At 51.3% G+C, this 23,885-nt stretch carries 22 protein-coding genes; 14 read left to right on the top strand and 8 right to left on the bottom strand.

Features of this window, described 5'->3' with window-relative positions; all coding sequences use genetic code 11:
* Nucleotides 1-9 precede the first annotated feature (9 nt).
* From A0W33_RS09120 to A0W33_RS09130, 3 genes are all read left to right on the top strand, one after another.
* The gene (locus A0W33_RS09120) at nt 10-1,038 is read left to right on the top strand and encodes an SDR family oxidoreductase (protein ID WP_068837865.1); all 1,029 of its coding nucleotides are present in this window, start codon (nt 10-12) and stop codon (nt 1,036-1,038) included.
* Between the two features lie 27 nt (nt 1,039-1,065).
* Nucleotides 1,066-1,935 (top strand): glucose-1-phosphate thymidylyltransferase RfbA, encoded by an 870-nt coding sequence (gene rfbA, locus A0W33_RS09125; RefSeq protein ID WP_068837866.1) that lies wholly within the window; start codon nt 1,066-1,068, stop codon nt 1,933-1,935.
* A 148-nt stretch (nt 1,936-2,083) separates the two neighbouring features.
* Nucleotides 2,084-2,710: a class I SAM-dependent methyltransferase gene (locus A0W33_RS09130; RefSeq protein WP_068837867.1), complete on the top strand. Its 627-nt coding sequence runs from the start codon at nt 2,084-2,086 to the stop codon at nt 2,708-2,710.
* A gap of 47 nt (nt 2,711-2,757) precedes the next feature.
* Here the strand turns inward: A0W33_RS09130 and chrA are convergent, their stop codons facing one another.
* Both chrA and A0W33_RS09140 read right to left on the bottom strand, forming a co-directional pair.
* On the bottom strand, nt 2,758-3,927 hold the full coding sequence (gene chrA / locus A0W33_RS09135) for a chromate efflux transporter (protein ID WP_068837868.1): 1,170 nt from the start codon (nt 3,925-3,927) through the stop codon (nt 2,758-2,760).
* Nucleotides 3,928-3,999: 72 nt separating this feature from the next.
* A complete protein-coding gene (locus A0W33_RS09140; protein WP_068837869.1) occupies nt 4,000-4,983 on the bottom strand; it encodes an isopenicillin N synthase family dioxygenase in 984 nt (327 codons plus the stop codon).
* 99 nt (nt 4,984-5,082) lie between these two features.
* Between A0W33_RS09140 and A0W33_RS09145 the strand changes: the two genes are divergently transcribed.
* The 4 genes from A0W33_RS09145 (at nt 5,083) to A0W33_RS09160 (ending at nt 9,114) form a co-directional block, all read left to right on the top strand.
* Nucleotides 5,083-5,928, top strand: coding sequence for a hypothetical protein (locus A0W33_RS09145; RefSeq protein WP_068837870.1), 846 nt, complete (start codon nt 5,083-5,085; stop codon nt 5,926-5,928).
* 259 nt (nt 5,929-6,187) lie between these two features.
* A complete protein-coding gene (locus A0W33_RS09150) occupies nt 6,188-7,162 on the top strand; it encodes a beta-1,6-N-acetylglucosaminyltransferase (protein ID WP_068837871.1) in 975 nt (324 codons plus the stop codon).
* Between the two features lie 353 nt (nt 7,163-7,515).
* The gene (locus tag A0W33_RS09155) at nt 7,516-8,358 is read left to right on the top strand and encodes a hypothetical protein (RefSeq protein ID WP_068837872.1); all 843 of its coding nucleotides are present in this window, start codon (nt 7,516-7,518) and stop codon (nt 8,356-8,358) included.
* Between the two features lie 81 nt (nt 8,359-8,439).
* The gene (locus A0W33_RS09160) at nt 8,440-9,114 is read left to right on the top strand and encodes a hypothetical protein (protein WP_068837873.1); all 675 of its coding nucleotides are present in this window, start codon (nt 8,440-8,442) and stop codon (nt 9,112-9,114) included.
* Between the two features lie 187 nt (nt 9,115-9,301).
* Here the strand turns inward: A0W33_RS09160 and floA are convergent, their stop codons facing one another.
* Both floA and A0W33_RS09170 read right to left on the bottom strand, forming a co-directional pair.
* On the bottom strand, nt 9,302-10,288 hold the full coding sequence (gene floA, locus A0W33_RS09165; RefSeq protein ID WP_068837874.1) for a flotillin-like protein FloA: 987 nt from the start codon (nt 10,286-10,288) through the stop codon (nt 9,302-9,304).
* A gap of 12 nt (nt 10,289-10,300) precedes the next feature.
* Nucleotides 10,301-10,753, bottom strand: coding sequence for an NfeD family protein (locus A0W33_RS09170; protein ID WP_229802085.1), 453 nt, complete (start codon nt 10,751-10,753; stop codon nt 10,301-10,303).
* Nucleotides 10,754-10,808: 55 nt separating this feature from the next.
* Between A0W33_RS09170 and A0W33_RS20890 the strand changes: the two genes are divergently transcribed.
* Nucleotides 10,809-11,006 carry a hypothetical protein gene (locus A0W33_RS20890; protein WP_139237137.1) on the top strand — a complete coding sequence of 66 codons (198 nt, stop codon included), beginning with the start codon at nt 10,809-10,811 and terminating at the stop codon, nt 11,004-11,006.
* Nucleotides 11,007-11,032: 26 nt separating this feature from the next.
* Here A0W33_RS20890 and proS read toward each other — a convergent pair whose 3' ends face one another.
* Nucleotides 11,033-12,511 (bottom strand): proline--tRNA ligase, encoded by a 1,479-nt coding sequence (proS, locus tag A0W33_RS09175; protein ID WP_068837876.1) that lies wholly within the window; start codon nt 12,509-12,511, stop codon nt 11,033-11,035.
* Nucleotides 12,512-12,710: 199 nt separating this feature from the next.
* On the opposite strand from proS, the gene A0W33_RS09180 reads away from it, so the two are divergent.
* The 3 genes from A0W33_RS09180 to A0W33_RS09190 all read left to right on the top strand — a co-directional run bounded on the left by A0W33_RS09180 (nt 12,711) and on the right by A0W33_RS09190 (nt 17,926).
* Nucleotides 12,711-13,919: a hypothetical protein gene (locus A0W33_RS09180; protein ID WP_068837877.1), complete on the top strand. Its 1,209-nt coding sequence runs from the start codon at nt 12,711-12,713 to the stop codon at nt 13,917-13,919.
* A 23-nt stretch (nt 13,920-13,942) separates the two neighbouring features.
* Complete coding sequence (locus tag A0W33_RS09185; protein WP_068837878.1) at nt 13,943-15,499, top strand: OmpP1/FadL family transporter; 1,557 nt, start codon at nt 13,943-13,945, stop codon at nt 15,497-15,499.
* Nucleotides 15,500-15,688: 189 nt separating this feature from the next.
* Nucleotides 15,689-17,926 carry a S9 family peptidase gene (locus A0W33_RS09190; protein WP_068837879.1) on the top strand — a complete coding sequence of 746 codons (2,238 nt, stop codon included), beginning with the start codon at nt 15,689-15,691 and terminating at the stop codon, nt 17,924-17,926.
* Nucleotides 17,927-18,055: 129 nt separating this feature from the next.
* Here A0W33_RS09190 and A0W33_RS09195 read toward each other — a convergent pair whose 3' ends face one another.
* Nucleotides 18,056-19,327: a chloride channel protein gene (locus A0W33_RS09195; protein WP_068837880.1), complete on the bottom strand. Its 1,272-nt coding sequence runs from the start codon at nt 19,325-19,327 to the stop codon at nt 18,056-18,058.
* Between the two features lie 147 nt (nt 19,328-19,474).
* Here A0W33_RS09195 and A0W33_RS09200 point away from each other — a divergent pair, with 147 nt between their 5' ends.
* From A0W33_RS09200 to A0W33_RS09210, 3 genes are all read left to right on the top strand, one after another.
* Nucleotides 19,475-20,041, top strand: a complete 567-nt coding sequence (locus tag A0W33_RS09200; RefSeq protein ID WP_229802084.1) for an RNA polymerase sigma factor — start codon at nt 19,475-19,477, stop codon at nt 20,039-20,041.
* Nucleotides 20,042-20,047: 6 nt separating this feature from the next.
* Nucleotides 20,048-20,266, top strand: coding sequence for a hypothetical protein (locus tag A0W33_RS09205; RefSeq protein ID WP_068837881.1), 219 nt, complete (start codon nt 20,048-20,050; stop codon nt 20,264-20,266).
* Between the two features lie 146 nt (nt 20,267-20,412).
* Entirely contained in the window at nt 20,413-21,120 is a 708-nt protein-coding gene (locus A0W33_RS09210; protein WP_068837882.1) for an ATP-dependent Clp protease proteolytic subunit, read from the top strand.
* Between the two features lie 20 nt (nt 21,121-21,140).
* On the opposite strand, the gene A0W33_RS09215 is transcribed toward A0W33_RS09210, so the two are convergent.
* Together A0W33_RS09215 and A0W33_RS09220 are read right to left on the bottom strand one after the other, a co-directional pair.
* Nucleotides 21,141-21,995, bottom strand: coding sequence for a GIY-YIG nuclease family protein (locus A0W33_RS09215; protein WP_068837883.1), 855 nt, complete (start codon nt 21,993-21,995; stop codon nt 21,141-21,143).
* 22 nt (nt 21,996-22,017) lie between these two features.
* Nucleotides 22,018-23,463: an aldehyde dehydrogenase gene (locus A0W33_RS09220; protein WP_068837884.1), complete on the bottom strand. Its 1,446-nt coding sequence runs from the start codon at nt 23,461-23,463 to the stop codon at nt 22,018-22,020.
* Nucleotides 23,464-23,885: the final 422 nt, after the last annotated feature.

Consider the following 23,885-nt stretch of genomic DNA (forward strand, 5'->3'; position numbering starts at 1 on the left):
ATTTAGCGTATGTACGAATTACCTTTTCATGATAAGCCCCTGGAGAACCTGTCCTTTTTGGTAACAGGCGGCGCGGGCTTTATCGGGTCTAACCTGGTAGAATACCTGCTGAAGTATAAAGTGGGTAAAGTGCGCGTGCTGGATAACTTCTCCAACGGCTTCCGCAAAAACATTGAACAGTTTCAGGACAACCCAGCTTTCGAGCTGATGGAGGGTGATATCCGGGACCCGGAAACGTGTGTGGCTGCCTGCGAGGGTATGGATGTGGTATTGCATCAGGCCGCGCTTGGCTCTGTGCCGAGAAGTATAAACGATCCCATCACAACCAACAACGTGAACATCGGCGGCTTTGTGAACATGCTGGTGGCGGCTAAGGAAAACAACATCAAGCGCTTTGTGTACGCGGCTTCATCGTCTACTTACGGCGACAGTAAAGAACTGCCAAAGGTGGAAGACCGTATTGGAAAGCCACTCTCTCCTTATGCCGTGACTAAGTATGCGAATGAGTTGTATGCTGATGTGTTTGGCAAAACGTATGGCATGGAGATCATCGGGCTGCGCTATTTTAACATATTCGGACCGCGCCAGGACCCGAACGGTGCTTATGCGGCTGTTATTCCGTTGTTCATCGACGCGCTGATCCAGGATAGTGCTCCGAAGATAAACGGCGACGGCGGCCAGACGCGCGATTTCACCTTTGTGGAAAACTGCGTGCAGGCGAACATCAAGGCGGCATTGGTAGCGAATTCAGAGGCGGTAAACCAGGTGTATAATATTGCCGTGGGGGATAGGACCTCTTTGCTGGAGATGTTCAACATCCTAAAGGAAACCGCTGGCTCAGACGTGGAGCCGGTGCATGGTCCTGATCGTGCGGGCGATATCCGCGACAGTCTGGCTGATACATCCAAAGCGCAGCGCCTGCTGGACTACAACCCGCAGGTGCGTATCACAGAAGGATTACAGCGCACGTTCGACTGGTTCAAAAACAACCAGGAGTTCATTTACAGAGATACAGATAAAACCGTTGTTGCCAAATAGGCAGCAGCTATACTTTAACGAAACCAGATGAAGGGAATCATACTTGCCGGGGGCTCCGGTACCAGGCTCCACCCGCTGACGCTGGCGGTGAGCAAGCAGCTGATGCCGGTCTACGACAAGCCGATGATCTACTACCCGCTCTCCACGCTGATGCTGGCCGGCATCCGTGAGATCCTGATCATCTCCACGCCCCACGACTTGCCCATGTTCGAGCGCCTGCTCGGCGACGGCAGCCAAATCGGATGCAGGTTCTCCTATAAGGTGCAGGAGGTGCCGAACGGGCTGGCGCAGGCCTTCGTGATCGGGGAGGAGTTTATCGGAGAGGACAAGGTAGCGCTGATACTTGGCGACAACATCTTTTACGGCTCGGGCATGAGCACGCTGCTGCAGGCAAACAACAACCCGGACGGGGGCGTGATCTACGCTTACCATGTGACCGACCCGGAACGCTATGGGGTGGTGGAGTTCGACGAGCAGAACGTTGCCGTATCGATAGAGGAGAAGCCGCTGGAGCCCAAATCAAGCTACGCTGTGCCGGGGCTGTACTTCTACGACAACGAGGTGGTGCAGATAGCAAAGAACCTGGAGCCGAGCGCGCGGGGCGAGTACGAGATCACGGACGTGAACAAGGAGTACCTGAAAAGAGGCAAGCTGAAGGTGGGCATCCTCAACCGCGGCACCGCCTGGCTCGACACCGGCACCATCGCCTCGCTCATGCAGGCGGCCACCTTCGTGCAGGTGATAGAGGAGCGGCAGGGCCTGAAGATTGGCTGTATTGAGGAGGTGGCCTGGCGCATGGGCTTCATCTCGGAGGAGCAGCTGAGGCAGATCGCAGAACCACTTAGAAAGAGCGGCTACGGAGAGTACCTGATCCGGATGCTAAAGGAAAAGTTGTAACCTATAAAAGGCTGCCTTTGGGTGGCCTTTTTTCGTAAGGACTCCATTGAAAACCTAATCTGTGGCAGCATAAAATTCTCTTTAGAAAAGAAAGTACTACGACTACTGCAAATTGAAGGAAGGCAACAGGAGTATAAAGTAAAATCAAATGGACATACAACAGGCGTATGACAGCTGGGCTGCACAGTACGACGAGAACAAGAACAACACCAGAGATCTTGAAGCAGTAGCTTTAAGAGCCACGCTGGCCCATGTTCAGTTCAACAACTGCCTGGAAATTGGTTGTGGAACCGGAAAGAATACGGAGTGGCTACTAACAAAGGCAGAGCAGGTATCGGCTGTGGATTTCTCGTCTAAGATGTTGGAAAAGGCGCGTCAGAAAATAACCTCTGCAAAAGTTACATTTCATCAGGCAGACGTAACCGAGGAATGGCGCTTTGCACAGAGGCAGTATGACTTGGTTACGTTTAGCCTTGTTCTGGAGCATATCGAAGACCTTGGTGCCATTCTCTCCAAAGCCTCCAGGGCAGTGGCTCCAAAGGGGATGGTATACATTGGAGAACTGCATCCATATAAGCAGTACCAGGGAACGAAGGCCCGATTTGATACAGTAGCAGGGCAGCAGGTGCTAACATGCTATCGTCATGACTTGTCAGATTTCACGAAAGCTGCCACAACTCATGGCTTTTCGATAGAGAATATTGATGAGTACTTTGATGATGCGGATAGAGCGAGCTTGCCGCGAATATTAGCGCTGCTCTTAAGGAAAAGGTAACTAATTCAAGCCACACCCCGGTCAACTGAAGGAGCATCCTTGATTCCTCATAACACAAACCCCAGCAGCAAACCTGTAAGAATAAGTATGGGGGCGGGGATTTTAGTGAACATGAGCAGGCAGAACGTAGCCACCACAATGCCAAAGTTCAGTGGCGTATTATCCACGGGGTGGTAGAGCAGGATAGCCGCAGCCACCACCAGGCCGGCACTGACGGCACTGATACCCTCCAGGGAGGCCCGTACCACACGGTACTTCTTCAGCTCATCCCAAAACCGGATGACAAAGAAGATGAGGAAGGTGCCGGGCAGGAAAATACCCACCGTAGCCACAAAAGAACCCAGCAACTGCCCGCCAATGCCGAACCTGCGCATGGCCAGGTTACCTACAAAGGAGCAGAAGGAAAACGTGGGGCCGGGAAGCGCCTGCACGATGGCGTACCCCGACAAGAATTCCTCCCCGGTCAGGTAATGCTTGAAGTCAACAAACTCGGAGTAGAGGAGCGGGACCAGTACTTGCCCTCCGCCGAAAATAAGGCTGCCGTTCCGGTAGAAGTTCTCAAAGAGGCGCACGGGCAGCGACGAAGTATAATGGCCAAGCAAGGCGGCACTCACCAGCACAGCCACAAAAAGTATAAAGTTGGCCCACTGTATCTTCAGCTTCTTGTCCTTCTCAAGCGGGTGCTGCTTAAACCGCAGCGCTGTAATAGCGCCACCAGCCAGCAGCAGCACCGGCAATACCCAGGGCGAGGAGAAGAAGTAGGAAAGTATGGCCGAAATTACCATCAGCACCACGGCTGTTTTGGTGTAGATTACCTTTGCGCTGATCATGTAGGCGGCATAGGCCACGAACCCCACCGCCATGGGTTGCAGGTACCGTAAAAAGTGCAGCGAAATGCCCTGCTCCTGCAGGTACGTAATGGCCACAGCAGCCACCGCCATGATAATGGTGGCAGGCAGTATCCAGACCAAAAGGGTGATGTAGGCAAGGTTAGCGCCGCCAATTTTGTAGCCGATGGCCGTGATGGTTTGCGTGGAGGTGGGGCCGGGAAGTATGGAGCAGAGCGCGTTCAGTTCGATCAGCTCCTGTTCAGTAATGTAGCGGCGGCGATCAACCAGCAACTTGAGCATCAGGGCAATATGCGCCTGTGGCCCACCGAAAGAAGTGAGGGCCAGAATCAGCACGTCTTTCAGAAAGATGTAGTAGCGCAGGCTCATAAGCGGCATAAAAATAAAAAAAGAGAGACAGGTTGTAGCTATCTCTCTTCTTTTATCTCGAAAAGTTTATACTTATGCTTTTTTGAGGCCGAGCTCAATCAGTCGCTCATTCAGGTACTCGCCTGCCGTAGCATCCGGGTAAGCCTTTGGGTTACGCTCGTCGATGCAGCTCTCCAGGCAGGTCAGGTCCATTTCTGAACGCGGGTGCATGAAGAACGGAATAGAGTAGCGGGACGTGTGCATCAGCTCACGCGGCGGGTTCACCACGCGGTGAATGGTAGACTTCAGCTTGTTGTTCGTTAAACGGGCCAGCATGTCGCCCACGTTCACCACCACCTGCTCCGGCAGGGCCGTAATCGGAATCCACTGGCCATCGCGGCGCAGCACCTGCAAGCCGTCAGCACTGGCGCCCATCAGCAGCGTGATCAGGTTGATATCACCGTGCTCGGCAGCGCGAACGGCATCGGCCGGCACACTGTCCGGGTTCTCTATCGGGAAGTAGTGGATAGGGCGCAAAATGCTGTTGCCATACTTCACCTTCTCATCAAAATAGGTTTCCTCCAGGCCCAGGTGCAGGGCGATGGCGCGCAATACCTGCTTGCCCGCGGCCTCCAATTTGCGGTAGGCCTCCAGGGTAGCTTCTTTAAAACCTGCTACTTCCGTAGGAAAAATGTTGGCCGGGTACTCAGCCTTGATTGGGTCGCTGTCCGGGATGCCGTCCAGGTCCTGACCTACGTGAAAGAACTCTTTCAGGTCGCCGGTGTTAAAACCCTTTGCTTTCTCTTTCCCTTTGCCAATGTAGCCACGCTGGCCGGCTAGCTCAGGGTTCTCGTACTGCTGCTTCTGCGCATCCGGCAGGGAAAAGAATTCCTGCGTAGCAGCATAGAGTTCTTCCGTCAGTTGGTTGCTAAGGCCATGGTTGCGGAGGGCAATAAAACCGATGTTCTGGTAAGCGTCGCCCAATTGCTGCACAAATTGCGCCCGCTTTGCCGCATCCCCGGAAGTGAAATCCGCCAGGTCTAAGGAAGGGATCTCGTCAAACAAAATCTCGCTCATATATATAATTAGCGTATACTTTTATGTAATATTCACGTAGTTCGCAATATACAAAGAAAATGATTAAATTAGCTGCTTAGCTAACCAAACACCAACCAAATGAAAAAAACGTACCTACTCCTTGCTTCTGCCCTGATGCTTGGTTTTTCTGCCTGTGACACGGCACGCCAGACGCAGGACCCTGAGACGCAAGCCCCTATCACAAACGCAAGAGCCGACGAAGGCCCTACACCCGTAGGTGCTGTGATGAGCAAAAACGGCCTGCGTGTATTTGCTTTCGATGATTCCCAGAAGTACCCGGAGTCGCAGCTGCGCCTGAACACGCCGCCAGCCGGTGGGGTGGTGGAGCCGGGCCCTGTTGCCTTCGACTACTCGCTTTCTAATTACCAGCTTACCCGCATGACGCCACACTCTAATGCAGAGCACCTGGCTAACTCGCAGGAGGGGCAGCACATACACAATATCGTGGATAACCAGCCGTACACGGCCCACTACGAAACTGAATTTACCAAAGACCTGGAAGAGGGCGAGCACGTGATCCTTTCGTTCCTGTCTCGTTCTTACCACGAGAGCCTGAAGCACCAGGGTGCTTACGACCTGCGTAAGGTGACGGCAGGCAAGCCAACGCAAAGGCTGGATATAAACCTGAAGGATCCGCACATGTTCTATAGCCGCCCGAAAGGCGAATATGTGGGCGCCGACACTGAGCAGGTAATGCTTGATTTCTACCTGGTGAACACCGAACTTTCAGCGGAAGGAAACCGCGTGCGTGCTACCATCAACGGCACCGAGTTTATACTGGACCGTTGGTTGCCTTACATCATGGAAGGCCTGCCAATGGGGGAGAACACCATTAAGCTGGAGTTGATTGATAGAAACGGCAATGTTTTGCCTGGCCCCTACAACAGCGTAACCCGCACCTTTACCCTGAAGCCTGCGGCTTAAGTTTAAGGAAGTATAAAGTATAAGCGAGGCCCGCTTCCTGTACAGGAGGCGGGCTTCTTCTATGTTATTAACTTTTACCTACGTTGCTATACTTGTGGATTGGCAATACATTAGTCTTTTCTGTTTATCTGTTTTATATTAGATGGACTTGGGGAGCGCCTTCGGGTAACGCGGTAAGTTGTATGTTAAATTTGTTGCGTAGCAGGAGCTTTTCTTCCAGCCCTTTCGCATAAATCAGAAACCTGTCACTGTGTTTAGCATGCATAAAAACTATATCATACTGGCGCATACAAACCCGGAGCAGCTAAAAAGGCTGGTTAGCAGGCTATCGGATGGGTGTTCATCCTTCTACATACACATCGATAAGAAGTCGGAAATAAACGCTTTCCTCGCTTGCTTTGAGAATGCAGCTCATGTCACCTTTATCCCTGACAGAGTAGATTGTATTTGGGGCGACTTTAGCCAGGTGGAGGCAACACTAAACCTGATTAACGAAGTGATTTCCGGTGGGAGAGAGGGCTATACAATTTTCCTTAGCGGGCAGGATTATCCGATAAAAAGCAACCGGGAGATAAACGCCTTTTTAGAGAAAAACAGCGGGTTTGAGTTTATAAGTCTAGAGCATAAACCCATACAGAAAGCTCATTACCTCTACAAGGAAAGAGTAGAGGCTTATAAAATCAATATCTCCTCTAAAAGATGGGATTACGTAATTGTGCCTTATATTTTCTCTCCTATCGATGTTAAAAGAACCTTTGCAAAGTTTTTGCTCAGGAAAGTATCTGTGCAAGACTTGCTATTATCTTTTAAAAAGAGGAAACAACCCTTTGCCGAGCACTGCAAGGGGCCGCAGTGGTGGGCGTTCAGCAGCAATACACTACATAAAATCCATAGTTATGTGCAGGATAATAAGGAAGAGCTATTTTCTTATTATAAGCATACCATATACTCAGATGAGCAGTTCTTTCACACTATACTTTGGGAGCTGATGAAGCGCGACCCGGACATAAGGCTGAAAGATTACCTTCATTACATCAATTGGGAAAGGGAGGGCGTGGAGCTGCCTGTCACGTTTGATCGGAATGATATAGAGGAGCTAGTGAGTCAACCGGAAGACAAGCTGTTTGCCAGGAAGTTTGATGCCAGGTACGATGCAGAGATTCTGGACAAACTGGATAAGCACCTCCAGCAGCAATGTATAGCCGCGAAAGATCGAAATGGTAAAGAGCCATAAGCAAAAAGCCACACCTGCAGCTTATCTGGATCATTAGTATAAAATTTAAGCGCCCGCTTTCTGGAGAGGAAGCGGGCGCTTTGTTTTGAAGCTGGACTTATATTTTGTGATTTTTTCACAGATCTTAGATTCGACTTCTTAGGAACATAAAAGTGGTTATAGGTGAAAAAGCCCCCGGAGCCTGGAATCGCAGGGTCAGATTTTGGTACTCTGACGGGGCGCGGGAATTGTCCTAAGGTCTACTTATATTACTATGAATATATAGTCTATTCGGCAGTCCGGATACGGTTATCGGTTGATTTAGACAGATAAGCCGAATAGACTTCCGTTTATACCGTAGTTATATGAAATAAATGAAGAATAAATTTATTCAATTCAGTTCAAGTTTAGTATTTATTTTTCTATTTGCTTCTTGCCAAAATAGAGAAGTATCCAGTACTGATACGGTTTTAAGTGTAGCAGTATCAGAGAATGAATCTGATCGAGAGCTAACAGAAAGTGATACTTCCGCAAAAAAGTTTGAATGGCAATTTGGTCTATGTGAAAATACTGGTTTCTATGAAACTGGTAAATTTTCTGAAAAGCAGTTAAGGGACACTTATTTCCTACTGTTTGAATATAATAGTGTGACAGCTTTAAACACAGACGCTACCTTAGATGAACCTGAATACTATAATGCCAATTATATAGGGAACTCTCTAAAGAAGCTTGAACAAGAATATCTTGTTGCAGTACAGAAATTAAAAAAACTAGACTTAGTGCCAACCCAGTTTTGGCTTAAGCATAAAGAGCTGTCACTTCTTCAGCTTGAAGAATTGTACAAGTTGAAAAAATTGGCATTAGAAGCACACTTGAACCCTACACTCTTAGAAGGCACTCCTAATTCTGATAAATGTAGACGCTATATAAGTGCTCTGATCTCAGAAGATACTACAGAACTACTAAATGCTTGGAAGAAGCATGTTGAACTAAAGAAGTCTAATAATGGGGCTCCTGAAAAGCTTGAACAGGAGTATCAAAGACAGTTAGAGACAACCGACAGGTTGCTTTTTGCACGGATTGATTTGATGAACTATGGCTGGTGGAACTGTGCGAACAATCAAAGGAAATATGTTGATGGTTTCAATCAGGAAGGGCAAATGACAAAGGAATTTGACAGGCTGTTTATCAAGGTTGAGTCGGAGTGTGATGAATAGCAAAGAATGAAATCATATAACCACACCCATAAGCCAGCTGCGCCGCCTTATGGCCAAGTACGTTGTACAATATTTATAAGTATGAAAAACCTGACATTACTGGTAGCCATGTTTCTTACGACTGTTGTGGCAACAGCGCAGGTAGCTATTATTCAAGATAAGGACGGGTACACCAATGTTAGGGAGAAACCGAACGGACAATCACAGGTTATTCATAAACTATATAGTAACGAAGTCTTCTGGTATGAATATGAAGAAGGACAAGATACGAACGAGTGGATTCCTGTCTTTATACCTATGAATGCCTTCTCCTTTAGTTCTACCCAGCCTGACTACATCGAAGGATTCATACATAAATCAAGGCTACAACCGCTGGACAAACTACAGCCCTATCAAGGGACAGAATTCAAATTTGAATATCTTCTGGAGCCATTTAAGCTCAATAACCGAATTGTTGAAAAGCATGAAGGGAAGTGGGTAAAAACAATTGCAGGCAGACCTGTATGGGGAACGGACGGTAACTTTCCAAAAACACAAGTAAAAGGAGTTAACGTCATAGTTGAAGGAAAGAAGGTTGAAATAAACAAGCCTCTTTATAGCGATATCTACGAATGCACGAACACCTTTAAGGTCTATAAAAATGGTGATTCTTACATCATGTACCAATGGAACAGCGATGGGGCTGGTGCTTATCAGATAGTCTGGATTTTCACTAAAGAAGGACTTAAGCAAAGGCTTGTAGGGTCTATGATATAAAGAAAAACAAGGTACAACAAACTGCAGCCTTAACTCTTGCTATGCTGCAGGCTTCGGTTGCACGAATACCGTTACCCTTCTATCAAACATAACTCCGCTTATCAGACATTACCGACTACCACACTTAACTAAAAAGGGGCCACTCCAATGTATGGAGTGGCCCCTTTGGTTATAGTCGTTCGCCCGCTTACTCTCTTGGTTTTCCCTGGGCTCCTTGTTCGGGTTTGGCAATGGAGTTGCGCATATCAGTGTCCGACTGTATGTTCTGCATGCGGTAGTAATCCATGATGCCGAGGTTGCCGCTGCGGAAGGCCGCTGCGATGGCCTGAGGAATCTCTACCTCCGCCTGAATCACGTTGGCGCGGGCCTCCTGGGCTTTGGCTTTCATTTCCTGCTCCACGGCTACCGCCATCGCACGGCGCTCCTCTGCCTTGGCCTCTGCTACGCGCAGGTCGGCACCGGCCTGGTCTATCTGCAGCTTGGCGCCAATGTTCTCGCCTACGTCAATGTCGGCAATGTCGATGGAGAGGATTTCATAGGCAGTGCCGGCATCCAAGCCTTTCTGCAGCACCAGCTTCGAGATCATATCCGGGTTCTCCAGTACGGTCTTATGAGAGGTAGACGAGCCGATAGACGTCACGATGCCTTCCCCCACACGGGCAAGTATGGTTTCCTCGCCGGCGCCCCCCACCAGTTGCTTTATGTTGGCCCGTACGGTAACCCGCGCTTTGGCGATCAGCTGAATGCCATCCTGCGCCACAGCGGCTACGTTCGGCGTGTTGATCACTTTTGGGTTTACCGAGGTCGTCACAGCCTCAAACACGTTACGGCCGGCCAGGTCTATAGCGGTCGCCTGCTTAAACGACAGCGGGATGTTTGCCTTGTCGGCCGAGATAAGCGCCTTGATCACCATCGGCACGTTGCCACCCGCCAGGTAGTGCGTTTCCAGTTCGGTGGTTGTCAGGTCGATGCCAGCCTTGGTGGAGTTGATCATCGAGTTCACGATGAGGCTTGGCGGCACCTTTCGGATGCGCATGAACACCAGTTCCAGCAGGCCCACTTTCACACCCGAAAACAAGGCGGTAATCCAGAGGCTGATCGGGACGAAGTATAAAAAGATCATCAGCAGGATAATACCGCCGGCAATAAGGAAGATTAAGGAAAGGTTTTCCATCTGTGGTTGAGGTTAGGAGATTGCTTCTACTGTTATTTGATTCTGATTGAGTTTAATTATTCGGATAGCGGTGTTGGGGGTGATGTACTCTCCCTGCGTTTGCACCTCGTGGTGCCGGTCGGCAAACAGGGCAGTACCTTGCGGGCGCAGGGCAGAGACGGCTACACCTTCTTCGCCCACAGCAAGCAGGTGGGGCGTGTCTTCGTTCACGTGGCCCCGGTTCTGCTCCTTCAGGGCAAAGCGCGCCCAACTGTTCGTTTTAAAACTGTACACCACGGCCACACCCGCTACCAACACCGTGGCCCCAAGTATAATGTGGCCCACATCGCTGCCCAAAGAAGCGTATCCGATCCAGATGCCGATGCCGGTAAGTATAAAACCAAGTATGCCAACCACGGTGGTGCCTGGCACGAAGATCAGTTCCACGATCACGAGCAGCAGCCCCACACCAATAAGCAGTATCACAGTTATCCAATCCAGTAGCATAGTACACGGCTGTTACAGTCTACAATATAGCTATTTGGGGATAGAATTACGAATTACGTGTTACGAATTATCAGGCCTTCGCGTCTCCTGCCTTGTTGCGGCACATGATGCCGCGCTGGCTACACGCTTACGTGCAGGCCTGTGTCTGCAGCACAAAGCGTATAACAGAAGCGCCGCCTCCATACTTGGAGGCGGCGCCTGTAACTTTATACTTACCGTAGCGCGCGACTAACGAACAACGGTAATTGAACAACGAGTCTAGTACGCTTTGGCGAAGTATACGCGCTGCTTGCTTGGCTTGCCTGTCAGCATGTCCACGCCTTCCTCTTCCGGCGTATTTAAAGCGATGCAGCGGATCGTAGCCTTCGTTTCTTCCTTAATGCGCTCTTCTGTTTCCGGCGTGCCATCCCAATGCGCCAGCACAAAGCCGCCCTTGCTTTCCAGCACCTGCTTAAACTCCTCGTAAGAATCCACTTTGGTGGTGTGCTCCTCGCGGTAGTTCAGCGCTCTGTTGTAGATGTTTTCCTGTATCTCGTCGAGCAGGGCCGGGATGTAAGTGGCCAGGCTGTCGAATTGCTGGGCGCTTTTCTCCTTTGTGTCGCGGCGGGCGATTTCGGCAGTGCCGTTCTCCAGGTCGCGGGCACCGATGGCGATGCGCACCGGCACGCCTTTTAGCTCCCACTCGGCAAACTTATAACCAGGACGCTCGGTGTCGCGGTCGTCAAACTTCACGCTGATGCCTTTTGCCTCCAGCTCGCGCTTCAGGCCGTTCACCTTTTCGCTGATCTGCGCCAGCTGCTCCTCGCCTTTGTAGATTGGCACAATCACGACCTGAATCGGCGCCAGCTTTGGAGGCAGTACAAGTCCCTCGTCGTCAGAGTGCGCCATCACCAGGGCGCCCATCAAACGAGTGCTCACGCCCCACGAGGTTCCCCATACATGCTCCAGCCCGCCTTCTTTGGTGGCATACTTCACATCAAACGCTTTGGCAAAGTTCTGGCCTAGGAAGTGCGAGGTACCCGCCTGCAGTGCCTTGCCATCCTGCATCATGCCTTCGATGCAATACGTGTCCAGGGCACCGGCAAAGCGCTCACTCGGTGTCTTCACGCCACGGATAACCGGCAGCGCGATGTACTGCTCAGCAAAGGTGGCATATACTTCCATCATCTGCTTTGTCTCGGCAATGGCTTCCTCGGCGGTGGCGTGGGCCGTATGGCCTTCCTGCCACAGGAACTCTGCCGTACGCAGGAACAGGCGCGTGCGCATCTCCCAGCGCACCACGTTGGCCCACTGGTTTATGAGCAGGGGCAGGTCGCGGTAGCTTTGGATCCAGTTTTTGTAGGTGCTCCAGATAATGGCCTCAGAGGTTGGGCGCACAATCAGTTCCTCCTCCAGTTTCGCGTTTGGGTCCACGCGCAGTTTACCGGGGTTGTCCGGGTCGTTTTGCAGGCGGTAGTGAGTTACCACGGCGCACTCCTTGGCGAAGCCCTCGGCGTTCTGCTCCTCAGCCTCAAACAAGCTCTTGGGCACGAACAGCGGGAAGTACGCATTCTGGTGGCCGGTGGCCTTGAACATATCGTCCAGCACGCGCTGCATCTTCTCCCAGATAGCGAAGCCGTACGGTTTGATGACCATGCAGCCACGCACCGCTGAATTCTCAGCCAGCCCGGCTTTTTTCACCAGTTCGTTGTACCACAGAGAATAGTCTTCGCTTCTTTTAGGTAACCCTTTGCTCATCTTGCTCTAATATTTTACTTTATATACCTGTTTATTAATGCTTTTGGAACAGAATTTGCTCTTTAAGTACAAGAGATAAGGATATCGTTCCGTCCCAAAATTACGTTAATATATTATACTATGGATAAGGTTTTGCTCCTATGTGTGTGTATCTTTGATATAGTAGGTCAATTCCCTCCACAGATTTAAGCAGAAGGCAATGAAAAAATATACGATTTTTACCTTAGCCCCCGTGCTGGCCCTCCTGGCCGTTGGCTGCAGCAGCCCGGTTGCCATGCAGTCGACCGAGTACGATGACATGTACTACAGTTCAACTGATGAGACGGTGTACGTGGAGCCAGTAGCGCAGCAGCGTACTGAGCAGGCATACCAAAACAGTGCAAGCAGCAGCGAAACGCAGCAGGCCCTGGCCGACGGCGAAGTGCTGAACCCTGAATACTCAGATGATGCCATCACGCAGAACTACAACGGCGATGAGTATTACGACGGCCGTACCTATGACGAGCGTGATAACTGGTACCGCCCGAGTCACTCTTATGTAGACCCGTACTGGGGCATGGCGTATATTCCGCGCCGCGCCAGCTACGCCTACTACGATCCGTTTTACGACCCATTCTACCACGATCCTTTTTACTATGATCCGTTCTGGAACAATGCCCGTTACGGAAGCGGCCTTAGCGTAAGCATCAGCTATGGCATGGGATGGGGAGGCTTTTACGGCTATCCGCGCTACGGTTACAGCAACTGGTGGCCTAACAGCTACGGACACGGGTATTACAATGGGTACCACAGAGGCTACAGCAATGGGTACTATGCCGGCAACCCTTATAATTTCTATCACGACAGACCCGTAGTTCTTGGGCCACGCACTAAAACGCAGTATGGCCCGCGCGGAAGCCGCAGCAGTGTGGTTGCCACCAGAAGCGACGAGCAGTCAGGCCGTCCGGCACGTGGCGAGGCCGTAAGAGGCGAGCGCACCGAAGAGAGCAGGTCGCGTGAAGCCGTTGGGCGCCAGTCGCGCAGCAGCAGAAGCACAGTGGCTCCGGAGAGTGGCACAAACGAAAGGGTAGTGCTGCCAGCAAGACCTAGCCGCCGCTCTAACGGAAGCACTACCACGCAACCACAGCAGCAGCGTACGCAGCCAACCGAAACGACCCGTCCTGCCCGACGTACCCGCGAGGTAACGCCGAGCCGCTCATCGGAGCAGACGCGCCCAACCCCAACACGCACCCGTACCGAGGAAAGCAGCCGCCCATCGCGCACCTACGAAAGCCGCCCAAGCCGCAGCGAGAGCCGTCCGGTTCAAACGCCAACGTATGAGCGAAGCAGCAGTTCTTCGTCTTCGTCTGGCTCTAGCACCGGTAGCAGCAGTGGCGGTGGCCGCCCTTCACGAAGAGGAAATAATTAAGTATAGCACAAACTCCATATAACATGAAGAAGACACTATTGGCCATCCTGGCGCTTTTGCTGGGCTGGGGTGGTACTGCTTTTGCCCAGACAGCCGAAGACGCTTTGCGTTATTCACAGCTGGGTGTGGCGGGTAGCGCGCGCATACAAGGAATTGGTGGAGCACAGGCAGCTCTTGGAGCCGACATCTCTAGCCTGTTTGGCAACCCGGCTGGTCTGGGCATGTTCCGCAGGTCAGAGTTTTCCATCACACCGGGCCTGCAGTATAGTAAAACCAAAACAACAATTGAGGGTATTGGCGGCGGTGGCTGGAATGAGGAAGAGAGCATGTTTACAGTTCCTCAGCTTGGCCTGGTGCTGTCGAACCGCCGCGCCGACAACGATGAAAGCGACTGGCGCGGGGTGAACCTCGGCATTGGCTTCTCAAGACTGAACAACTTCAACGATCAGGTTTTATATAATACTACTGCTGAAGCGCCAAACACCATTGTGGATTACTTTGCCGATTTAGCAGATGGCGTTTCGCAGGGTGCGCTGGATGAAGAGTATGACAGCGGCATTACCACATTGGAAGGGCTGGCGTATGGCACGTACCTTATCAACTTCAGGGACGAGTATGGCAATCCTACTTCCTTTGCCAACCCGCTGTACACCGTTGGCCAAAGCGCCCAAATTGAACGTATAATGCGCCGTGGTTCGCAAAATCAATTGGACATTGGCGTGGGTACCAGCTATAAAGACAAAATTTACCTTGGAGCCTCATTGGGCATCGTAACCAGCAGGTTCACGCAGGAGAGCAGCTTCAGGGAGTTTGGCAACTACGTAGATACGTTTGATGAAAACAACGAAGTGGTGCTGGATGGTGAGTATGACCTGACGCTGCGTGATGAATTCACCACCAGGGGAGCAGGCGTAAACCTGAAAGTTGGTGTAATTGCACGCCCAACCGATGCCCTGCGTCTGGGGCTAAGCATCCAAACGCCAACGGCTTACAGTTTCACCGACGAGTACCGCTCTTCAATTACGGCTACTACGGTAAACCCGGAGACGGGAGCGCCGGAAACATTAACCGAGTCTACCTTGCCAGGGGAGTTTAACTACCGCCTGACAACGCCGTTCCGTGCCACCGGTGGAGCCGCATTCTTCATCCAGAAGTATGGCTTTATCACGGCCGACGTGGAATTTGTGAACTACGGGGGCATGCGCTTTTCAGAGGATGAGGAGTTCAGCACGTCGAGCGGCTACTTTACCGGTGTGAATGATGCTATCTCTAATACCTATCAGTCGGCTATCAACTTTAATGTAGGCGCAGAGGCACGCTACGAGGCTTTCAGGTTCCGTTTAGGGTATGCCCACTCCGGCGACCCGTACAAGAATTCTGACCTGGATGGCTCGATCAAATCCTATACTGTGGGAGCCGGTGTTCGCCTGCAGAACTACTTTATAGACCTGGCTTACGTAAGCAGCAACCGGTCTACCCGCTATTCACCTTATACCTTCAGCTCGGGCGGCGGAGAGCCCATCCTGAATATGGACCGCAAGCAGGAGTCAGCACTACTGACAGTTGGCTACAACTTCTAAGTGTGAAGTATAAATTCAGAAGTATAAATTTAGAAGGCGGCAGTTCCACCACGGGGCTGCCGCCTTTTTTGGTGCGCACCGGGTACAAATATAGCCTTAACAGGAAGTATAGGTATGGTTTTGGCTATGCCTTATGGCTATACCGTAATATTCTTTTAACTTAGAGGAGCTAAACTAACAAGACGAAACATGCATATCAGACTAAAATCAAACCTTTTGGCTGTCGTGCTTCTGTGCTTTGCCTTTATGGCGCAGGCGCAGCAGAAGAAAGACATCACCCTGGAGGATATCTACCGCACGGGCACCTTCCGCGGGCAGTCGGTGTACGGCGTTAACTGGATGAACGACGGCCGCTACTACAGCTCGACCGTTGCCGACGACAAGAACAAAGTATACGACATCGTGAAGTATGACGTGACCACGGGCAAACCAGTGGCCACTATCATCGAGGGCGAAAACCTGGTGCCGGCTGGCAGCAATGCCCCAATCCAGTACGACGATTACACGTTCTCCTCAGACGAGCAGAAGGTGTTGTTCTCCACCGACACCGAACAGATTTACCGTCGCTCATCTAAGGCTGAGTTCTACATCTACGATATCGCCTCTAAAAAACTGACGAAGCTAAGCGACGGCGGCAAGCAAATGTATGCCTCCTTCTCGCCGGATGCCAAGCGCGTTGCCTTTGCCCGCGAAAACAACATGTTCGTGACCGACCTGAGCAATATGAAGGAAACTCAGATCACCACCGACGGCAAGTTTAACTCCATCATCAACGGTTATTCTGACTGGGTGTATGAGGAGGAGTTCTCTTTCGCCAAGGGCTTCGATTGGTCGCCGGACGGAAAGAAGATTGCTTTCTACACGTTTGATGAGACGAACGTACCGGAGTTTAACATGCAGATGTGGGGCGAACTGTACCCGCAGGATTACAAGTTCAAGTACCCTAAAGCCGGCGAGGCCAACTCAACCGTGAAAGTGTCGGTGTATGACGTGAACAGCGGCCAAACCGTGAAAATGGACACCGGTAATGAGCAGGATATCTACATCCCCCGCATCAAATGGACTAACAACCCGAACCTGCTGTCTATCCAGAAAATGAACCGCCTGCAGAACACCCTCGAGATTCTGCACGCCAACGCCACCACCGGAAAATCGGACGTGGTGCTGAAGGAAACGAGCAAAACCTACATCGACGTTACCGACGACTTGACCTACCTAAAGGACGGCAAGAACTTTATTCATTCTTCGGAGAAAGACGGCTACAACCACCTGTACCTCTACAATATGAACGGCAAACTGGTGCGCCAGATCACTAACGGCAACTGGGAGGTAAGCAGCTACGAAGGGTATGACGAGAAAAATGACCGCCTGTACTACATGTCTACCGAAGTGTCGCCGCTGGAGCGCCACCTGTACAGCATCAGCAGCAAAGGCAAAAAGAAGCAGCGCCTGACCGAGAAATCAGGAACGCACAACATCAACCTGAGCAATGACTTTAAGTACTACCTGGATTATTATTCTGCCGCTAACACCCCACCAACCGTGAGCCTGCACTCTGCAAAAGACGGTAAGTTAATCAAGGTGCTGGAGGAGAACGAGAAGCTGAAGAACACGCTGGCTCAATATGATATCGCGAAGCAGGAGTTCTTCACGATGAATACCGCCGACGGCACCAAGCTGAACGGCTGGATGATTAAACCAACAGATTTCGACCCGAACAAAAAGTACCCGGTGCTGATGTTCGTGTACGGCGGACCAGGCTCGCAGACGGTAACCAACAGCTGGGGCGGCAACAACTACCTGTGGTACCAGGTGCTGGCTGATAAGGGCCTGATTGTGGTAAGTGTGGATAACCGTGGAACAGGAGCCCGTGGCGCTGACTTCAAAAAGGTGACCTACGCGAACCTAGGCAAGTATGAAATTGAAGATCAGATTGAGGCGGCTAAGTGGCTGGGCAAGCAGCAGTACGTGGACAAGGACCGCATCGGTATCTGGGGCCACAGCTACGGCGGCTACATGACGCTACTGGGCCTGACTAAAGGCGAAGGCGTATTCCGTGCCGGTATCTCGGTTGCCCCGGTTACCAACTGGAGATTCTATGACTCTATCTATACTGAGCGTTACCTGAAAACACCGCAGGAGAACGCCGCGGGTTATGACGAGAACTCGCCGCTGTTCTTTGCCGATAAACTGCAGGGCGACCTGCTGCTGATCCACGGTACTGGCGACGACAATGTGCATTTCCAGAACGCAGTGGCGATGCAGGATGCGCTGATTAGTGCCAATAAGCAGTTTGAGAGCTTCTATTACCCGAACCGTAACCACGGGGTAGGCGGAGGCATTACCTCGCTGCACCGCTTTAAGATGATGACGGATTTCCTGGAGCGCAAGCTTATCAACCCAGGTAAGGCTGCGGTAAACCAGTAACAAGTATAAAGTGTAAAAAGGAAGGGCCTGCTGTACTAACAGCAGGCCCTTTTTGCTTTAGCGGCAAATGAAGTATGAGTCATCTATACTTTGCCCTGGGGAAATGAGCTTCAAAGTAGATGCGGCAAATTACTCCTTCATGCCTAACTGTGCGTTTATCAGCGGTGTTTTGGGTGCGAGGAAAAAGCCGGTCAGGCTGGCAAACAGAATCGGGATAAAGTGGTGAAAGCCTGTAAGCGTGGCCAGCAGGATTGTCGTGCTGATAGGCGTGCGCGTAACACAGGCGTTGATGGCGGCCATGCAACTGACCATAATCAGCGGCAGGTTTTGCCCCGGGAAAACAGCATTCACGATCAAGCCCACCGTGGCTCCCACAAAGAAGAGCGGAATGATGAAGCCACCGCGCCAGCCGGAGGTAACGGTGAAGGCAATAGCCAGGATTTTTGCGCCCAGCAATATAAACAGGAACTCCAGCGTGAACTGCTCTTCCAGCAACACGTTCAGTTCGTCGTGGCTGAAGTAGCGGGAAAGGGGCACAAAGTAAGCGATGGTGCCGATCAGCAGTCCACCCACCATCATCTTTATATAAATCGGGACGCTAAGTTTTTTAAAGACGACCCGGCTCTGGCGCACGGTTAAAATAAAAAGCCAGCCAGCCGCTGTGCCAGCCAACGCATACAGCATGGCGTAGAAGAAGTCGTTGAGCTCAGGAGTGGCGAACATTGGAAACACCCAGGTAGGGCCAATGCCAATGTGCGTGATCAGGAGAAAGATAACGTAGCTGGAACAGCTGGCCACCAGGGCGGGCATCAGGGCCTGGTAGTACTCGCTGATGTGCTTGTGGTGCTGAATCTCCAGCGCAAAGAGACTGCCACCCAGCGGGGCGCCAAACAGCGCTGTAAAGGCAGCGGCCATACCCGCTATACTTAACGACCGCAGGTCTTCGCCTTTTATCCTGAGCTTGCGCGCAATCCAGGTGCCGGTGGAGCCTACTACCTGCACCAGCGGCGCCTCAGGCCCGGCACTGCCGCCACTGGCAATGCAAATCCACGACGACAGGATCATGGACGGGTTATTCTTGGGCTCCAGCCTGCCGCCCTTAAAGCGAATGTTGTTCACGATCAGGTCCATCTCGCCCGGGTCGCCGAGGAAGTGGATAACCAGGCCCGCCAGCAAACCAGCCACAGCCATGATGGGAATTACATATAGCCCCTGGAATTGCGCCAGAAAATGCAGCAGCCCCTCCAGTACCGTCCAGTAAAAGCCGGCTATCACACCGCCCACAATGCCTACAGCCACCCACAGCAAAAACAGCTTGCTGAACACAAAAGGGTTGAACTGCAACGGGTAGTTTAACTGGTTCCGGAGCGTTACCGCCAGTCGTCTTCTCTTAAAGTCCATCGGGCAAAGGTACAGAGATCCTATTTAAACCTCCGGGCAGGGCTACATTAATCCGTTAATCGTAAGTATGAGTATCAGAATATGAACAAATTTTTAGAGCAGCAGGGTGATACTTGTACCTTCAGCCGGATTAACCTAAAAAAGCTTATGCAGACAATCAAATACCCTGTAATGGCAGCTGACCTGCGGGAGGCACTTATAGCCGACCGGGAGAAAACACTGGAAAAGCTGTACGGCAAAGCCTACCCGATGGTGCTCCATTACGTGCGGCAACACCAGGGCTCCGCCGACGATGCCAAGGATCTGTTGCAGGAGGCCATCATCCTGTTTTACGAGAAGGTGATGCACGAGCAGTTGGAGCTGACTTCCTCGGCTACTACGTACATCATGGCGATCTGCAAAAACTACTGGCGCCGTGAACTGGAGAAGCGCAACCGGTACCAAAGCCTGCCTACCGACTTAAACGAGCAGCTAAAGCAGGAGGCGGATGTAGAACAGGAGCAGCCAGGCCAGCAGCTCGCACAGTATGTGGAAAAGCTTGGGGAGAAGTGCAGTTCACTTTTAATTTCCTTTTACTACCTGGGGCAGCGCATGGAGCAGCTGGCAGCGCAGTTGCAGTACAAGAATGTGCGCTCTGCCACGGTGCAGAAGTTTAAGTGCCTGGAGCGCCTGCGTAAATCTATGAAAGGCTTTGCAAGCCACGATTTTAAATAGACAGCCATGCGGGTTGAATTAGAAGAAATACAACTGGTGGAGCACTTCCTTTATGGAAAGCTAAGCGAAGCAGCTGAGCTGGATATGGAGGTGCGGATGCTTTGGGACAGGGAGTGGAAAGAGCAGGTAGCGCACCAACAGCTTTCCTATAAAGCGCTTCAGGAGGCCGGCAGAAAGCAACTGCGCCAGGAGCTGGAGCAGATTCACCAACGGCTGTTTGGCTAAAACATAGTTCGCCTCTGCTATAAGCTGCCTGTCGTACCACAGGCTCACATCATTTACCTTACTACCCATACTTACAGCCTCCTGTTTTGGAGGGGTGGCACCGCTCTGCCTGACTTTTTCTGAAACTATAACTATAAATAACGACGATGTATCCTTCAAGCTATTTCAAAAACGAGTTCCGCAAATTTGCCGTGCATGGGCAGGGCCTGAGCGGATTGGGTGTGGACCAATACCTGCACCACATAGACAGTACGGCACGTTCGCGCCAGATCAACAACATGACCCGCTCCGTGATAGAGGAGCGGCCCACGCATTTCCGGGAGATAGACGTGTTCTCGCGCCTGATGATGGACAGGATCGTGTTCCTGGGTACGCAGGTAGACGACAATATTGCCAACATCATCACGGCGCAACTGCTGTTCCTGGAGTCGGTGGATGCGCAGAAGGATGTGCTGCTTTACATTAACTGCCCGGGTGGTTCGGTGTATGCCGGCCTCGGTATTTACGACACTATGCAGTACATCATGCCTGATGTGGCGACTATTTGCACAGGTCTGGCAGCCTCCTTTGGCGCTGTCTTACTAGCTGGCGGCGCGAAGGATAAGCGCTCTGCGCTGCCCCATGCCCGCATCATGATTCACCAGCCTCTAGGCGGCGCCCAGGGACAGGCTTCCGATATAGAGATTACCGCCCGCGAAATACTGAAGCTAAAGAAAGAACTCTACGAGATTCTCGCCTTGCACAGCGGCAGAACCTATCAGGAAATCCACGACAGCTCCGACCGCGACTACTGGCTCCGAGCCGACGAGGCTATGGCGTATGGGTTGATTGATGAGGTGTTGGAGCGGGAATAGTTTGAGTCTGAAAACAGACTTTATCTGTTTTCAGACTCAAACTCCTTTAGCGTTATTCCGTTAGCTAACTTCCATTCTAGTAAACCATTTGCATTTCTACCCATCACCATTACTGCTGCAGTTGAAGGGCTGCTGAACACACTATCTTCCGTAAACTCATAGACTTCTCCGTTCTGCTGAAGAACGTTTTGTTCGATGAGCTGCTGTCTATACTTAGCAAAAGAAGGTGCAATTGAGTTAACATTTGACAATGTGGCTTTTGATCCTTTAAATACGACAAATCCTTCTGCTGTAGGTTCACCTAAGGCTTCTGCACCTCTTGCGCCTTTCAAATAGAAGATTGGCTGCTGCTCATCATTGCTCTTGATTTCTCGCTTTTCTTCAAATGCTTTATGACCAAGTGTATTTACAAGTAAGCGTATATTAGATATGAACTCCTCCATTTCTGCTCTATCTGATTCAGAAATAGAAGATTGTGTAGGAATAACACTGTTTTCTAGTTGGTAGCGGCCAGCATCTTTAGCTAAAGAATGTAACCGGTTCTCAATGTACTTGATGTGTGCTTTATTTAAGTTTTCATCCTTACTAATGAATGCTATAGCCTCATTCCAAAAATCCTTTTGAGAAACCTGTTGCTGGAGCCGTTTCAATATCTCTTCAGCCTCGCCGATATATATTTTATCAAAGCCATCCTCACTCTTGCCAAACAGTAAATAAATACCTGGATTATTTAGATCATGTCTATCTACACATTCCTTGATTTTGACACGGGGGATTCTATAGGCTTTACCTGTCCAGTTCGATAGTTCACAGGTCATACGGCCATTTGGATCACCGTCTATGAGAAATATCTTTATTGTTTTACCAAACTTCATGAGGATAAATTAAATATGGTTTTTACAACTTCACACAAATATTCTGCGGCTCGGTAAAGAAATTCAGTGCTTCAAAGCCTCCTTCGCGGCCAACGCCGGAGTTCTTCATGCCACCGAAGGGAGTTCTTAAGTCTCGCAGAAGCCAGGTGTTGACCCAGACGATGCCGCTGTGCACCTGGTGGGCCACGCGGTGTGCGCGGGGCAGGTTTTGCGTCCAGATGGTGGCGGAGAGGCCGTAGTCGGTGCAGTTGGCATACTGAATTACCTCTTCTTCAGTGTCGAAAGGTGTGAGCGTAACAACAGGACCAAAGATTTCCTCAGTGTTGGTGCGGCAGTTGTAGGGGAGGCCTTCGATAACGGTAGGGGCAACGAACCAGCCGTTGGCGCAGCGCCCTTCCACCTGCACTCGGTGTCCGCCGGTAAGTATACTTCCGCCTTCCTGCTTGGCCAGTTCGATGTAAGAAAGCACCTTCTGCATATGCTGCTCCGATACCACGGCGCCTTGCTTTGAGCTTTCCTCCAGCGGATCGCCTACGGTTAGGGCTTTTACCTTCTCCACAAAAGCATCGCGAAACTTCTCGTACAGCGGGCGCTCAATAAAGATGCGGGAGCCGCAGAGGCAGATCTGTCCCTGGTTGGCGAACGACGAGTGGATAGAAGTATGGAGCGCGTTGTCGAAGTCGCAGTCGGCGAAGACGATGTTCGGGTTCTTGCCGCCCAGCTCCAGCGAAAGCTTCTTGAACATAGGAGCCGCCGTAGCCGCAATAGCGCGTCCGGTAGCGGTGCCGCCCGTGAAGGAGATAACCGGCACCTTCGGGTGGGCCACCATGGCCGCGCCAACCTTATGGCCGTAGCCGTGCACAATGTTCAGGACGCCTGCAGGCAAGCCAGCCGCTATGCAAATCTCCGATAGCAGGTAGGCCGTCATGGGCGTTACTTCGGATGGTTTGGCCACCACACAGTTACCGGCAGCCAGGGCAGGCGCAATTTTCCAGGTAAACAAGTATAGCGGCAGGTTCCAGGGCGAAATACAGCCGGCCACACCATGCGGATGACGAACCGTATAGTTGATGGCCTCAGTACCCTCCATGTAGTGCGCTTCCGAGGCAAAGTGCTGAATAGCCGTGCCGTAAAAACGCATGTTGCTGCTGGCACGCGGTATGTCCACCGTCTTCGCCAGCTTCAGCGGCTTTCCATTGTCTATTGATTCAGCTTCAGCTAACCGCTCCAGGTTCTCATCAATCAGGTCAGCAATGCGCATCATAATGCGGCCGCGCTTTTCGGCAGGCGTTTTCGCCCACGCCGGGAAAGCCGCTGTTGCCGCCTGCACCGCCTGCTCCACGTCCTGCTCGTCGGAGTCCGGGATCAGGGAGTATACTTCGCCGGTAGCCGGGTTGTAGTTGTCGATGTACTGCCCTGCCACTGGAGCTACCAGTTGGCCGTTGATATAGTTCTGAAGCTGATTCACTGCGTTTGCAATTATGAATGATGAATTATAGATTATGAATGGGTGGCGGTTTATACTTGCCGTACCGGGTCCAACCACCCCTAACCCCTCCTTGCCTTCTTCGAGGACCCCTACCCCCAGGAGGGGATTTTTTTCTTCCTACTTCAAAAAGCATTCAAGTAGCTACCATCTTCGCTATGCAACTTAAATTAAGTCCCCCTTTGAAGGGGGTAGGGGGATGTCCATACTTCTGCGGATATTTTACCAACCGCTCGACTAATTCACTTCATCCACTCCCACAGTTATCATCCTGAAAGGATCTTGGTGGAAGAACGATGAAGCCAAAACCACACGGCTTATACTTGCCAACAGCAGAACCCACCCCTAGCCCCTCCGAGGAGGGGAATTTCAGCACGAGTCAGCATTCTTACAACTGAGCTCAC

Origin of the sequence: Pontibacter akesuensis, assembly GCF_001611675.1 — a bacterium.
Classification (GTDB): Bacteria; Bacteroidota; Bacteroidia; order Cytophagales; family Hymenobacteraceae; genus Pontibacter; species Pontibacter akesuensis.